Here is a 13,954-nt window from a genome sequence, read left to right on the forward strand (position 1 = left end):
GGCGTCCCGTGTGTGGTCTCTGACCGCGCCGGGCTCTCGTGAGTGACCTGGTCCGCCATCCATGACACGCTCCGCCGGTTCGCTGCGCGGAGCCGAACAGAGAAGTCAGGTCACGCAATGACAATCAACACCGCCGCTCCCACCGCCGCAGAGGCCGCATCGCCCGCCGTTCCCGTTCGCACGCCAGTGAAGCGCACGGTCTTGATGTGCAAGCCCGAATTCTTCACCGTCGTCTACAGGATCAACCCGTGGATGGATCCGGCCCTCCCGACCGACACGACGCTCGCGGTGGCCCAGTGGCAGACGCTCTACGACACGTACGTGGGGCTCGGCTTCGACGTGCACCTCATCGACCCGATCGACGGCCTGCCCGACATGGTCTACGCGGCCAACGGTGGCTTCGTCGTCGACAACCAGGCCTACGGCGCCAAGTTCACCCACGTGCAGCGCCAGGCCGAAGGCCCCGCCTACATGGACTGGTTCGGCGCCAACGGCTTCGATGTGCGCGTGCCCGTTGAGACCAACGAGGGCGAAGGCGATTTCCTGCTCGTCGGTGACGTGATCCTGGCCGGAACCGGCTTCCGCAGCGCCTCCGACAGCCACGCCGAACTGTCGGCCATCGCCGGCCGCACTGTCGTCACGCTCAACCTCGTGAACCCAAGTTTCTACCACCTCGACACCGCCATCGCCAAGCTCGACGAGACGAACATCGCCTACCTGCCGAGCGCCTTCGACGAGCCGAGCCTGGCCATCCTGCGCGAGCGCTACCCGGATGCCATCATCGCGACCGAAGAAGACGCCGCGATCCTGGGCCTCAATTCGTACTCCGACGGCTACAACGTGGTCATCGCGGCCCGCGCGAAAGACTTCGAGCGCGAGCTGCGCGCCCGCGGCTACAATCCGATCGGCGTCGACCTCTCCGAGCTGCTGCTCGGCGGCGGCGGCGTGAAATGCTGCACCCTCGAACTGCGCCGCTGAGTCGGCGCACCGACACCACCCAGACACGAGTGAGGACCCGATGACGACCCTGACGCCACGGCACGCGCATCCCGACGTGACGGATGCGGCATCCGTTCCCGTCGCATCCGTTGGCAACGCCGTCGACGCGATCGCCCTCGAGACCGCGCATGCCGCGCACAACTATCACCCGCTCGAGGTGGTTGTCGCCTCGGGTGACGGGGCCTGGGTGACGGATGTTGGCGGCCGGCGCTATCTCGATTGCCTTGCCGCGTATTCCGCGGTGAACTTCGGGCACTCGAACCCGGTGCTGATCAACGCAGCCCGGGCGCAGCTCGGCCGTATCACCCTCACGAGTCGCGCGTTCTACAACGACCAGCTGGGTCCGTTCGTGACGGCGCTCGCAGAGCTGTGTGGCAAAGACATGGTGCTGCCCATGAACACGGGGGCAGAGGCGGTCGAGTCCGGCATTAAGGTGGCGAGGGCCTGGGGCTACCGGGTGAAGGGCGTTGCGGCGGATCAGGCCAACATCATCGTGGCGGCTGGGAACTTCCACGGCCGCACGACCACCATCATCAGCTTCTCCGACGACGAGTCGGCGCGCAGCGGCTTCGGGCCGTTCACGCCGGGCTTCCGCATTGTGCCGTTCGGAAATGCAGCGGCCCTTGAGGCCGCGATCGACGAGAACACCGTGGCCGTGCTCCTTGAACCGATCCAGGGCGAGGCGGGCATCGTCGTTCCGCCGGCCGACTACCTGCCGAGCGCGCGTGAAATCACGACCAGAAACAACGTGCTGTTCATTGCCGACGAGATCCAGTCGGGGCTCGGACGCACCGGAGCGACCTTCGCGTGCGACCTCGTGGGCGTCGTGCCCGACCTGTACCTGCTCGGCAAGGCGCTCGGCGGTGGAATCGTGCCGGTCTCCGCTGTGGTCGGCAATGCCGACATCCTCGGCGTGCTGCAGCCCGGCGAACACGGTTCGACATTCGGCGGCAATCCGCTTGCCGCCGCTGTGGGCCTCGCCGTTGTGAAAATGCTCGCCACGGGCGAGTACCAGGAACGGGCGCGCGACCTCGGCGCCCGGCTGCACGACGGGCTGACCGCACTCGTCGGCCACGGCGTCGTTGAAGTGCGCGGTGCCGGACTCTGGGCAGGCATCGATATTGACCCCGACCTGGCCCCCGGTCGCGTCGTGTGCGAGGCCCTGATGGCTCGCGGAGTTCTCGCGAAAGACACCCACGGCTCGACGATTCGCCTCGCCCCGCCGATCGTGGTCTCCGCGGAAGACGTGGACTGGGCGGTCGAACAGCTGCGCGTCGTGCTCGAGGAGCTCTCCGCCAGCTGATCTCCCGGCAGGATGCGTGTTTCGGCCAGTAACAGCGCATGGCGGGAGCTGCGCGCCGCCACCTAGGTGTACCGAGCCATCAGGTTGGTGACACTCGTTTGATCGGGGTGGTTCCGATGCCGGTGTGGATGCGTTCAGTGTTGTAGTAGTTGAGCCAGGGGTCAAGGGCTTGGGTGCGTTGGGCGCTGCTGGTGAACACCTGGCGGTAGGCCCACTCGGTTTGCAGGGTGCGGTTGAAGCGTTCGACCTTGCCGTTGGTCCAGGGGCAGTGCGGTTTGATGAAGCGTTGCTGCGCACCGAGGGTCGCGACGGCGTCTTTGAACGCTTGGGAGTTTCGGTAGGCGAAGGCGTTGTCGGAGAGGACTCGTTCGATTTTGGGGATGCCGCAGCTGGCGAAGAATGCCGCAGCGCGCAGGAGAACGCCGGCCGCGGTGGTGCCCTTTTCGTCGGGGTGCACTTCGGCGTAGGCGAGGCGGGTGTGATCGTCGATGACGGCGTGCACGTAGTCGTAGCCGACGCGCACGTGACCGGCTGTGTGGTTGGCCCTGGTCTGTCCGGGTTGGGCCCGCCAGCCGCCGCCTTCGGCGATACGCCCGAGCTTCTTCACGTCGATATGGAGCATTTCGCCGGGGCGGGCGCGTTCATACCGGTTGGCTGTGGCGCGGGTAGCGCGGATCCGTTCGCCGGTCAGCGGGTCGCATTCCCAGAGCGCGGGGACGTTATGACGAGCGAGGACTCTCGAGACGGTCCGCGCGGGAACGCCCGTATCGGCGGCGATGCGGACCGGGCCCGTGCGCAGCCGGCCGCGGGCCTCGAGGACCGCTGCCTCACGTTCGGGGCTCGTCTGGGTGGGCATCGAGTGCGGCCGTGAGGACCGGTCTCTGAGGCCGGCTTCACCCTCCGAACAGTACCGGCGCACCCACCGATACGCGCACTGGCGGGAGATGCCGAGCTCTTTGGCGACGTGCGCGGCCGGACGACCACCGAGCACCCTTTCGACCAAAAGAGCCCTTCCGCGAACGGTCAACTTGGCGTTAATGTGTGACACGAGGACCTCCGTTGTGAAGTGAGACGTTGAACATCTCCACTAAGCACCGGAGGTCCTTCCTTTTTCAACCCCTTAAGTCACCAACGTCATGGCTGGGTACACCTAGGCTGGGGACATGTACACCGACCTGCCCGAGGCCCAGCTGCGCTCCCATCTGAGCACCCAAGCCGATCCGGCCGACTTCGACGAGTTCTGGGCGGGCACGCTGGCCGAGACCCGGCGGCATCCGCTGGCCGTCACGGTGCAACGCGTCGACGCGGGGATCAGCACGCTCGACGTGTTTGACGTGACCTTCGCGGGGTACGTTGGCCAGCCGATCAAGGCCTGGCTGCGCGTTCCGGCCGGGGCCACCGGCCCGCTGCCGACCATCGTGCAGTTTCACGGGTACGGCCGCGGGCGCGGGCAGGCCTTCGAGAACCTGCTGTGGGCATCCGCCGGGTACGCGCACTTCGATATGGACCTGCGCGGCCAGGGCTGGGGCGGCAGCACCGGTGACACCCCCGACGAGGGCGGCAGCGGGCCGCAGGCACCTGGGTTTCTCACCCGCGGCATAGAGTCGAAGGAGAACTACTATTACCGGCGGCTCTACACGGATGCCGTGCGGGCGGTCGAGGCCGCCCGCAGCCTCGACCTGGTCGACGCCGACAGGGTGGGCGTGATGGGCACCAGCCAGGGCGGTGGCATCGCCCTCGCGGTGGCTGGCCTCGTGCCCGACATTGCTGCTGTCGTGGCCCGTGTGCCGTTCCTCTGTGACTTCGCCCGGGCATCCGTGATCACCGACGCGATGCCGTACCGGGAGCTCGGCGTGTACCTCGCCACGAACCGGCCGCGCACCGCGGCGGTGCACGACGTACTGTCATACTTCGACGGCGTGAACTTCGCCAAGCGCGCCAGGGCCCCGCTCACGGTGACGGCGGCGCTCATGGACCCGATCTGCCCGCCGTCGACGGTGTTCGGCGCGTTCAACAACTACGCCGGACCCAAGGAGATCACGGTGTGGCCGTACAACGGTCACGAGGGCGGGGCCTGGGAAGACGACGCGCTCGCGCTGCGGGCGTTCGGTTCGGCCCTCGCCTGACCTAGCCGCGTTGGTACCACAGTGGTACTTTGAGGGTATGGCCATGACAATAAGGCTTCCCCCCGAACTCGACTCGGCGCTGGAAGAGATCGCCCGGCAGCGGCACACGTCCAAGCACGCCCTCATCGTGGAGGCCGCGAGCCTCGCGGTGGAGAGGTACTCGCGCCGCGAGGAGATTGACGCCGGGCTGCAATTCGTGCTCAGCCACGATGCCGAGTTGCTGCAGCGCCTCGAAGACGCATGACCCGCTACCTGGGGATGGAGGACGCGCTCCAGGTGACCGAGCGCTACGGATTCTACGTGCGCGACTCCGGGCTGCTCGCCTCGGCCCTGGCGCGTCCGTCGGCATCCATGTTTGGAACGGATGCCTACGCCACGCTGGATCGGAAAGTCGCTGCCTTGCTCGAATCGCTCGTGCGCAACCATCCGCTCATCGACGGGAACAAGCGCACCGGGTGGACCCTCATGGTGCTGTTTCTGTGGATCAACGGCTTCGCCCACAATTTCACCACTGACGAAGGATTCAATCTCGTCGTCGGGGTTGCCGAGGGCGCGATCGACCTCGACGAGTCGGAGCGCCGCATCGCGGCGCACCGGGTGGCTCGCACCTGACGCTCTGGCGGGTGCGCCGCTGTCGCGGGCCGCGCCCGCCGTAGCGGCAGCGGCCCGCGACAGCGGCGCGAACCGGCCGAGCCGGTTACTTCGCGGCGGGCTTCGCCGTGGCCTTCGAGGCGGCCGAGGCGCTCACCGCGGGCTTGCGGGCCGGGGTGCGGCGCGCGGGCACGGTGGCGGCTGCAGCAACGGCGGGCGCCGCGATCGGCATCAGCCGGGCGAGCTGCGTGACATGCCCGGGGTTGAGTTCCTCGAGTGAGTTCACGCCGAGCAGGCGCATCGTGCGAGCGACCTGGTCCGACAGGATCTGAATCGTGCGGTCGACACCCGCCTCGCCGCCGGCCATCAGGCCGTAGAGGTACGCGCGGCCGATCATCGTGAACCGGGCGCCCAGGGCGACGGAGGCCACGATGTCGGCTCCTGACATGATGCCGGTGTCGAGGTGCACCTCGGTGTGTGCGCCCACTTCTCGCGCCACCTGTGGCAGCAGGTGGAAAGGGATGGGTGCGCGGTCGAGCTGGCGTCCGCCGTGGTTGGAGAGCGTGATGCCGTCCACGCCCAGGTCCACGAGACGCTTGGCGTCTTCCAGGTTCTGCACGCCCTTCACGACCACCTTCCCCGGCCACTGCGCCTTGATCCAGGCGAGGTCCTCGAAGTCGACGGTGGGGTCGAACATCGTGTCGAGCAGGTCGGCGACGGTGCCGCTCCAGCGGTCGAGGCTCGCGAAGGCGAGCGGCTCGGTGGTGAGGAAATTGATCCACCACTCCGGTCGCGGCAGCGCGTTCACGACGGTGCCGAGGGTCAGCGCCGGCGGAATGGAAAAGCCGTTGCGCTTGTCGCGCAGCCGCGCGCCGGCCACCGGAACATCGACGGTCACGAGCAGGGTGTCGTAGCCGGCCTTCGCGGCCCGGTCCACGAGTGCCATCGAGCGGTCGCGGTCTTTCCACATGTAGAGCTGGAACCAGTTGCGGCCGTCGGGGTTGGCGGCCTTCACGTCTTCGATCGAGGTCGTGCCCATGGTCGAGAGGGCGAAGGGGATGCCCGCCCGCGCCGCCGCGTGCGCGCCGGCGACCTCACCCTCGGTCTGCATCATGCGGGTGAAGCCGGTGGGGGCGATGCCGAAAGGCTGTGCCACCGGGGCGCCGAGCACGTCCCAGCCGGTCTTCACGTTCGACACGTCCCGCAGAATTGAGGGGTGGAATTCGATGTCTTCGAAGGCCTGGCGGGCTCGTCCGAGCGAGATTTCGGCCTCGGCCGCGCCTTCGGTGTAGTCGAAGGCGGCCTTCGGCGTGCGCTTCTTCGCGATCGCTCGCAGGTCGGCGATTGTGAGCGCGCCGTCGAGGCGACGCTTCTTCGCGTTGAGCTCCGGGGCCTTGAATTTCATGAGCGGGGCGAGGTCTCTGATCTTGGGAATGCGTCGTTGAACCATGGGTGTCCTTGTCTAGTGGGAGCTGAGGTGCGTTTCGGCGTAGTAGCCGGAGATGTGGGAGTGCATGAAACGCCGGGCGGCATCCGCTTCACCGCTCGCGATGGCGGCGAGGATGGCGCGGTGCTCGAGCCTCAGGCGAGCGGATGTGGCCGGCCACGACGGCAGGCTCGCCGCGCCCGCACGGGCATATGCCTCGATTGCGCTGCGGAGCCCCGCCATCGTGGCGGTCACCACCTGGTTTCCGCCGGCCTCGGCCAGCGAGAGGTGGAACTCCGCGTCGAGGGCCAGGAACTCCGCCTCGGTGAGGTGGGGGGAATCCATGGCGTCGAGCAGCCGAGCCGAACCGGCGAGGTCCGCGGGCCCGGCGGCGAGTTCGGTGACGACCGAGCCCTCGAGGATGAGCCGGGTCTTTACGACGTCTGCGACCTCGAAGCCCTGCGCGGCGACCTGTAGCCGCATGAGGGCCGACATGCCCCCGCCGGGAAGCGCCACAATTATGGCGCCTGCGGAGGGGCCCGATCCCACGTTCGTGCGGATCAGGCCGAGAACCTCGAGCACGCGCACGGCCTCGCGCACGCTCGAACGGCCCACGCCGAGGGTGGCCGCGAGTGCCCGCTCGGGCGGCAGGTGGTCGCCCGGGCCGAGGCGGCCGCTGAGCAGGTCGAGCTCGATGCTCTGCAGCACCACCTCCCAGGCGCGCGGCGCGGTGGCGGCTGCGCTTTCTGGCACGCGTCTGCTCCTTCGCGGTCACGATCGATGTGGTCTGACCACAGGCTACAGGACAACGACCGGCCTGTCGAGGCTCGTGTGGCTGTGGGGCGAAAGACCCAGCGTGCGACCGGCTCAGACTCCCTCGGTCGCCTCCAGCCGCCCTGACTTCACTGCCTCGGCGAAGGCCTCGTAGTCCTCCGCGTTCTGGTCGGCGTAGCGCTCCGAGAAATCCATGATGCCGAGGTCGAAGGCATCCGTCTTGCCGAGGTAGGCGCCGATCGCCACGGGGTCACCCGAGCGGGCGTGTGCCCGCGCCAGGGTCCAGCCGCATTCCCGAGCATAAAATGCCATGGCGAAGGGCTTCATTGTTTCGACGACGGCAGACCCCTTCATGTCGCGCAGCTGCCGCCAATACAGAAAGCGTCCTTCCTGCACGCCCTTGGTCCAGCCGAGGTAGATATCGCTCGCGGCCTGCATCATTCGTTGCCCCTGCACCACCCGCTCGCCGGGCTGGCGGTAGCGGCTCTTCGGCAGGTGGTCTTCCAGAACGGACGTCGTGGCCTCCTTCACCTGCAGGAACAGGGGATCCTGCTGGTCGCGTCCTTCGAGCAGGGCGATGAAGGCGCGGGTGCCCACGCTCCCAACGCCCACGACCTTGCGGGCCACGTCGATGACGTGGAACTGTTCGAGCAGGTGCCGACGGTCATCCTGCAGGGTGTCCCGGTACGACCGAAGTTGCTCGATGAGCGCCGCCTCGGTTTCCTCCTCGTTCATGCCAAACGTGGTGGCCAGTTCGCGGAGCGGGATGACGATCGGCGGTTGGCTCACGATGCGGTAGTTGCCGTCAACATATTCGGCGAGCTTGGACAGTGCTTGCAGGCTGTCCCGCGTGCGGGCCTTCGCGACACCCTTGCGCGTGTTCTTTTCGATCTGATCCGCGGCCTTGCGTTGGGCCTTGCCTTTCTCGCCTGCCCGCGCCACGTTGAAGTTGTTGATGAGCTCCTCTTCGGACAGATGCGCATACCAAATGTCCATGACCCGCATCTGCGCGAAGTCCCGCATCGACTCGCGATAGGCTCTCGCAGCGGAGAGCGTGACATCGCGGGCATCCGCTGGCGAGAATTCATTGTTGCGCGCGGCTATCGTGAAGCTCGCGCACAGACGCTTCACGTCGTACTCGAAAGGCCCCGGCAGGGTCTCGTCAAAATCGTTCAGGTCGAAGAGCAGCTGGCGCTCCGGGGAGGCGAAGACGCCGAAGTTGGAGAGGTGCGCATCGCCGCAGAGTTGGCTGATCAGCCCGGCGCGGGGGGTGCCCTTGAGATCGGCGGCCATGATCTTCGCGGCCCCGCGGTAAAAGGTGAACGGGGACACGAGCATGCGGCCGTGACGCACCGGCACGAGGTCCTGTTCCCGGGTGGCATTCTGCGCCTCGAGCAGCGCGATCGGGTCGGGTCGATCCGCGGCAGAGGCCCAACCTAGATGGCTGGTGAGCGGGGTGTTATCCCTCGCATCCTTGCCGCGTGCTTTGCGGTCAGCAACGCTCAAGTGCTCGATACGGCGTGCGGTCATGATGCGCGACCCTTCTTGGCTTGGCGGTGCTAGCGCACGCGGCTGGGGACCACAATTGCCCCACCGGTGCCTTGTGTCAATGGGCTGGCGCCGCCCGGCAGATGCGGGGGGCTAGAGTTTCACTCCAACCGGTTCATCCGATTTGCGCACACCACAGGGAGAGCCATGAGCGAGTCACCGCGCCTGATCGAGCTCACCCTGCCGGTGGGCCCCGGGGGGAGCCCAGGGCTGAAGGCCGTGCTCGCCATCCCGGCAGGTGCTGGCCCGTGGCCGGGCGTGGTGCTCGTGCACGAGGCCTTCGGCCTGAATGACGTGATGCGGCGGCAGGCTCTGCGCCTGGCGCGGGCCGGGTACCTCGCGCTGATGCCCGACTTGTTCACCGCGGGCGGGGCCCGAAAATGCCTCGTGTTGACCTTTCGCGCGCTGTCGGCAGGGGAGGGGCGGGCCTTCGTCGACATCGAGGCTGCGCGTGCCCAGCTCGGCGGGCGCCACGACTGCACCGGAGCCGTGGGCGTGCTCGGGTTTTGCATGGGAGGTGGGTTCGCGCTCGCGGCCGCACAGCGCGGGTTTGCCGCGGCATCCGTCAACTACGGACAGCTGCCGAAAGACCTCGATGCCGTCCTGGAGGGAGCCTGCCCGATCGTTGGCAGCTTCGGAGGGCGGGACCGCTCGCTGCGGGGTGCGGCGGCCACACTCGATGCTGCCCTGGTGCGCGCTGACATTCCGCACGACGTGAAGGAATACCCTGAAGCGGGCCACGCCTTTCTCAACGATGCCGAGAGCGGCCCGCCGGTGCTGCGCTACGTGTTCAAACGGATGCTGGGGGCCGGCCCCAACCCCGAGGCTTCAGTCGATGCCTGGGAGCGCATCGACGCCTTCTTCGGCGAGCACCTGTCGTAGGGCGTCGTCTGCATTTTTTAGAATAATCATGCGAGAGTGTGACACAAGTGCTGCCGTGCTCGTCATAGACAGGGAGGCCCCTCCGCCTCACTGTCACACACATTAGAAGGGCATTACTCATGGGATTTTTCAGTTTCCTCCTGCTCGGCCTGCTCGCCGGAGCCATCGCCAAACTCATCCTCCCCGGCCGCCAAGGCGGCGGATGGTTCATCACCCTCCTCCTCGGCGTTGTCGGAGCGTTCGTCGGTGGTTTGCTGGGCGGGCTGTTGTTCAACGCCTCGTTACAGGACTTCTTCTCAATTCAGACATGGCTCCTCGCCATCGGCGGTGCGATCGTCGTTCTGCTGATCTACGGGGCAGTCGCCAAGCGCCGCGCCTAGGGTCTCAGCCTGAGACGGGGTGGTGCGCAGGCTGTCGCTGCGGGCCACCCCATCGCCGGAAACCCCGGATGTTGGCCGTCGTGACGTAGGGTGCGAGCAGGCCCTTCGCTTCGGTCGGTCCGCCCAGTGATGTGCATGTGGTGCAATGTGCCGCAGGTTGTGCGGGGTGATTGCCGGTCGAGCGCGCGGCCGATGGCCCCACCCACGGGGCCGCCGAACCACCGACAGGATCCAATGCGCTCCCTCTTTGCCCTCGCGCTCGTGCCCGTATTCGCCCTCTCCGCCGTCACATTTGCGGCTCCGGCCATCGCCGCCGAACCCGGCGGGCAGGTGGCGGTCTCCGAGTTGTTCTCCGAACTCGTCACCTCCGCCGACAGCACCGCCACCTATGACCGCAGTCTCTTTCAACACTGGATCGACGCCGACAGCGACGGGTGTGATACACGGCAGGAGGTCCTGATTCTGGAGTCGACAGTTCCCGTGCAGATGGGCTCCGGCTGCACAGTGACGAGCGGCAAGTGGGATTCCTGGTACGACGGCGCCAGCTGGACGTTGCCCGCCGACGTGGATATCGACCACTTCGTGCCCCTCGGCGAAGCCTGGCGCTCGGGCGCCGACACCTGGAACTCTGACCAGCGTCGGGCGTTTGCGAACGACCTTGACCTCGACGTGGGGCTCGTGGCCGTCACCGACAACGTCAACCAGTCCAAAGGCGACCGTGACCCTGCCGAGTGGATGCCGCCGCTCGCCGGGGTGGAATGCCGTTACGCGAGCGATTGGGTGGTCGTGAAGTACCGCTGGGACCTCTCCATCGACACCGCCGAGCGAGACGCGCTCGCCGGAATGCTGGCCGGAACCTGCGGCTCCACCGCGGTGACAGTGCCCGCTAAGGGCGGCACCGGCGGCACCGGCGGCGCCGGCCAGCCCCCGGCCAACCCCGGAGACACCAAGAACTGCGGCGACTTCGCCACCTGGGCTGAAGCCCAGGACTGGTACGACACCTACTACCCGTACTACGGGGACGTGGCCCGTCTCGATTCCAACGGCGACGGTATCGTCTGCGAGTCCCTTCCCGGCGCTCCGTAGCGCGTCAGGGGCGGAGCCGGTCGGCTGCGCAGCACCCTAGCTGCGCAGCACGACGTTCACCGCGGCGTCGCCGCGCAGCATCCGCTCAATTTGCTCGCGTACGAGGCGTGCCATGCGTGGCCGCATCGCGCTCGAGGCGCCGCCCACGTGGGGCGAGATGATGACGTTGGGTAGGGCGAAGAGCGGATGCCCGTGCGGCAGCGGCTCCGGGTCGGTCACGTCGAGAGCGAGGCGCAGGCGCCCGCTCGATGCGTGCGCGAGCAGCGCATCGGTGTCGGCGACAGGTCCGCGCGCGATGTTCACGAGCAGGGCGCCGTCGCGCATGCTCGACAGGAAAGTGTCGTCGACCATTCCGGTGGTGCCCGTCGTGAGCGGCACGCCGATCACGACGATGTCGGCCTGCGGCAGCAGCTCGGCTAAGGACTCCATGGCGTAGATCTCGCCGCGCTCATCGCTGCGCGCCGTGCGGGCCACGCGGATGACGGTGGCCTCAAAGGCGAGCAGCCGCGATTCGATCGCGGCGCCGACTCCGCCGAAGCCCACGAGCAGCACGGTGCGGTCGGCGAGGCTCGCATGGTGCGCGGGGGCCCACTCTCCCCGCCCGGCCGCTCGAACGAAGTCGTCGATCCCGCGCTGAGAAGCGAGGATGAGCGCGAGGGTGAGCTCGGCCGTCGAGGTCTCGTGCACCGTCGCGGCATTCGCGAACACGTGGCCGGCCGGCAGCAGGTTGTCGATGCCGTCGTACCCGATCGACTGGCTCTGCACGAGCCGGGTCCGCACCCCGGCGAGGTGGGCGACCCGATTGGCGGCGCCCATGTAGGGCGTCACGACCAGGTCGATCTCGGGAACCGGTGCGGGGCCCTCCATCGCCCAGTCGATGATCTCAACGCCGTCGGGCAGCTCGCCGAGGGCGGCGCGCAGGTCGGGTTCGGGCAGGCTCACACGCAGGGTTTCGGGGCTCATCGGTCAAGCCTAGACGGCGCGGGCGCGGTCACCTCAGCCGCACGCGCTCCGCCAGCTCTGCGCTGCGCAACGGCGCACGTGCCGGGCGCAGGGTGCTGAGCGCCACGCCCGCGAACACGATCACGCCGCCCACGAGCTGTGGCGTGGTGAGTTGGGCGCCGAGGATCACGGCGATGATCACAGTGAACACTGTGATCAGGTTGAGAAACAGTCCCGCGCGTCCCGGCGGGATGCTTTTCAGGGCCGAGTTCCAGAGCACGTAGGAACCGATCGACGGGAAGAGGGCGATGAAGATCACCGCCCAGCCGATGGCGGCATCCGCTGGCCAGCTTGCTCCGCCGACAAGCGCCACGGGCGCGAGCAACGCAGCCACAATAGTGCCCTGCGCGGCCGTGGCCGTGATCGGGGGTACGGGCAGCCCGCGCCCCACAATCGTGTACAGGCTCCACACCACGATCGCCGCCACCATGAGCACGTCGCCGGCGTTCGGTGTGCGCGTGAAAACGGATGCGAGGGCGCCATCTGTGATGATCAGCACGACTCCGATTAGCCCGAGCAGCAGCCCGGCGATGCCACGCCAGCCGATGCGCTCGCGCAGCAACAGGGCAGCGAGCACCACCATCACGGCCGGGTTCGCCGCGTTGATCAGCGAGGCGGACTGCGGGGTCGTGTACTGCAGGGCGGTGTAGAGCAGCAGGTTGTAGCCGCCCACCCCGAGCGCCGCGAGCAGCAGCAGGCGAGGCCAGTGCCGCACCACGAGGCGCCAGTCCGGCTTCTCCACGACCTGCGCGAGGATGAGCAGCGGAACGCAGGCGAGCAGCCACCGCAGCCAGGTGAGCTCGACCGGGGACATGGTTTGCACAGCGATGCTGCCCACCACGTAGTTGCCCGCCCACATGAGTGTGGCGAGCACGAGGGCGATCGTGGCCTTCATACGCGGGCCGTTAGCCGAGGGCCGTGTGCAGGGCGGCGAGGTCCCTGTCCATGGCGCGCAGCTGGGGCGCGCGGGGCGGCTCGGTGTCAATACCGCACAGGGTAGCGAGGGCATGCAGGGCGCCCATGCTGCGGGCGCTCCCGGCCAGTGCCTGCGCGAGTGTGAGCAACTCGGTGCGCGCCTCGGCGTCGTGCTCGGCGGCATCCGTTGTGTTGGTGCGTGCGGCACGCCACACCGCTACGTACTGGTCGGGCCGAAGCGCGGCGAGGCCCGTGTGCCACGCGTCCGTTGGCGGCAGGTCGGTGAGTATCTGCACGTCGCCGCTCACGCCGAGGCTGAGCCCGGGACCACCGGCGGCCCGCAGCTCGGCGAGGCGGGACGCCGGACGGCCCGCCCTGGTGGCCGGTTCCTTGACAGCGACCAGATTGGTCTCCGCCATCAGCCGTGTCAGCACGGCGGGCGGCAGGTCGTACTGCGTCTGCACCGGCTTGTTGTAGAAGCAGATAGGCAGTGGGGTCTCGTCGCTGAGGGCCTGCAGGAGCGCCACGACCTCGTCGTCGTCGAGAGGCAGGTACGAGAAGGGGGTCACGACGAGTCCCTGCGCGCCGAGCCCGGCGGCGTCCTGGGCGAAGGCGAGCACGTCCCGGGTGCTGGGGGAGCTCACCGCCACGTACACCGGCATGTCGCCCGCGGCGGCCACGGCGGTCTGCACGATGGCGCGGCGTTCCTCCCGGTCGAACGACGCGCCTGCACCCGACGACGCGAGCACCGTCACCCCGTCCACGCCCGCGGCCGCGTTCCGTGCCACCAGCCGGGCCAGAACGTTGTGATCGACGAGCTTCTCACTGCCGGTCAGCGGCGTGATCGGGTACGCGATGAGCCCGCGGAAAAGTATCGGTGATTCGGTCATGGCTGCCTCTGTTCGGTGGAGGGTCTGTCTTT

General features: G+C 67.9%; 15 protein-coding genes. 8 read left to right on the plus strand and 7 right to left on the minus strand.

What is annotated here, in order from left to right; genetic code table 11:
• The first annotated feature begins 117 nt into the window (after window positions 1-117).
• Both ddaH and rocD read left to right on the plus strand, forming a co-directional pair.
• Window positions 118-978, plus strand: coding sequence for a dimethylargininase (gene ddaH / locus BJ997_RS19335; RefSeq protein WP_035836206.1), 861 nt, complete (start codon window positions 118-120; stop codon window positions 976-978).
• A gap of 40 nt (window positions 979-1,018) precedes the next feature.
• Window positions 1,019-2,302 carry an ornithine--oxo-acid transaminase gene (gene rocD / locus BJ997_RS19340; protein ID WP_084141150.1) on the plus strand — a complete coding sequence of 428 codons (1,284 nt, stop codon included), beginning with the start codon at window positions 1,019-1,021 and terminating at the stop codon, window positions 2,300-2,302.
• Between the two features lie 79 nt (window positions 2,303-2,381).
• Here the strand turns inward: rocD and BJ997_RS19345 are convergent, their stop codons facing one another.
• A complete protein-coding gene (locus tag BJ997_RS19345) occupies window positions 2,382-3,350 on the minus strand; it encodes an IS481 family transposase (protein WP_183323253.1) in 969 nt (322 codons plus the stop codon).
• 115 nt (window positions 3,351-3,465) lie between these two features.
• On the opposite strand from BJ997_RS19345, the gene BJ997_RS19350 reads away from it, so the two are divergent.
• Genes BJ997_RS19350 through BJ997_RS19360 form a run of 3 tightly spaced genes read left to right on the plus strand, consistent with a single transcriptional unit; the run spans window position 3,466 to window position 5,040 of the window.
• Complete coding sequence (locus BJ997_RS19350) at window positions 3,466-4,428, plus strand: acetylxylan esterase (protein ID WP_035839531.1); 963 nt, start codon at window positions 3,466-3,468, stop codon at window positions 4,426-4,428.
• Between the two features lie 43 nt (window positions 4,429-4,471).
• Window positions 4,472-4,672 (plus strand): CopG family ribbon-helix-helix protein, encoded by a 201-nt coding sequence (locus BJ997_RS19355; RefSeq protein ID WP_035839544.1) that lies wholly within the window; start codon window positions 4,472-4,474, stop codon window positions 4,670-4,672.
• The gene (locus BJ997_RS19360) at window positions 4,669-5,040 is read left to right on the plus strand and encodes a type II toxin-antitoxin system death-on-curing family toxin (protein ID WP_183323684.1); all 372 of its coding nucleotides are present in this window, start codon (window positions 4,669-4,671) and stop codon (window positions 5,038-5,040) included. The genes BJ997_RS19355 and BJ997_RS19360 overlap by 4 nt, the downstream gene beginning before the upstream one ends.
• A gap of 85 nt (window positions 5,041-5,125) precedes the next feature.
• Here the strand turns inward: BJ997_RS19360 and BJ997_RS19365 are convergent, their stop codons facing one another.
• The 3 genes from BJ997_RS19365 to BJ997_RS19375 form a co-directional block, all read right to left on the minus strand.
• Window positions 5,126-6,469 (minus strand): alpha-hydroxy acid oxidase, encoded by a 1,344-nt coding sequence (locus BJ997_RS19365; protein ID WP_084141686.1) that lies wholly within the window; start codon window positions 6,467-6,469, stop codon window positions 5,126-5,128.
• A gap of 12 nt (window positions 6,470-6,481) precedes the next feature.
• Window positions 6,482-7,198 carry a FadR/GntR family transcriptional regulator gene (locus BJ997_RS19370; RefSeq protein ID WP_035839529.1) on the minus strand — a complete coding sequence of 239 codons (717 nt, stop codon included), beginning with the start codon at window positions 7,196-7,198 and terminating at the stop codon, window positions 6,482-6,484.
• 114 nt (window positions 7,199-7,312) lie between these two features.
• Window positions 7,313-8,749 (minus strand): DUF2252 domain-containing protein, encoded by a 1,437-nt coding sequence (locus tag BJ997_RS19375; protein WP_035839527.1) that lies wholly within the window; start codon window positions 8,747-8,749, stop codon window positions 7,313-7,315.
• A gap of 165 nt (window positions 8,750-8,914) precedes the next feature.
• Here BJ997_RS19375 and BJ997_RS19380 point away from each other — a divergent pair, with 165 nt between their 5' ends.
• From BJ997_RS19380 to BJ997_RS19390, 3 genes are all read left to right on the plus strand, one after another.
• Entirely contained in the window at window positions 8,915-9,649 is a 735-nt protein-coding gene (locus tag BJ997_RS19380; protein WP_052542640.1) for a dienelactone hydrolase family protein, read from the plus strand.
• Between the two features lie 119 nt (window positions 9,650-9,768).
• Window positions 9,769-10,029, plus strand: a complete 261-nt coding sequence (locus BJ997_RS19385) for a GlsB/YeaQ/YmgE family stress response membrane protein (RefSeq protein WP_035839524.1) — start codon at window positions 9,769-9,771, stop codon at window positions 10,027-10,029.
• 234 nt (window positions 10,030-10,263) lie between these two features.
• Entirely contained in the window at window positions 10,264-11,115 is an 852-nt protein-coding gene (locus BJ997_RS19390; RefSeq protein WP_052542639.1) for an HNH endonuclease family protein, read from the plus strand.
• Between the two features lie 36 nt (window positions 11,116-11,151).
• On the opposite strand, the gene BJ997_RS19395 is transcribed toward BJ997_RS19390, so the two are convergent.
• The 3 genes from BJ997_RS19395 to BJ997_RS19405 are packed head-to-tail and all read right to left on the minus strand — an operon-like array spanning window position 11,152 to window position 13,922.
• Window positions 11,152-12,078 carry a 2-hydroxyacid dehydrogenase gene (locus BJ997_RS19395; RefSeq protein WP_035839523.1) on the minus strand — a complete coding sequence of 309 codons (927 nt, stop codon included), beginning with the start codon at window positions 12,076-12,078 and terminating at the stop codon, window positions 11,152-11,154.
• A 28-nt stretch (window positions 12,079-12,106) separates the two neighbouring features.
• Complete coding sequence (locus tag BJ997_RS19400) at window positions 12,107-13,012, minus strand: DMT family transporter (RefSeq protein ID WP_035839521.1); 906 nt, start codon at window positions 13,010-13,012, stop codon at window positions 12,107-12,109.
• 10 nt (window positions 13,013-13,022) lie between these two features.
• On the minus strand, window positions 13,023-13,922 hold the full coding sequence (locus BJ997_RS19405) for a dihydrodipicolinate synthase family protein (protein ID WP_052542638.1): 900 nt from the start codon (window positions 13,920-13,922) through the stop codon (window positions 13,023-13,025).
• Window positions 13,923-13,954 lie beyond the last annotated feature (32 nt).

Origin of the sequence: Cryobacterium roopkundense (assembly GCF_014200405.1) — a bacterium.
In the GTDB taxonomy this organism is placed as follows: Bacteria; Actinomycetota; Actinomycetes; order Actinomycetales; family Microbacteriaceae; genus Cryobacterium; species Cryobacterium roopkundense.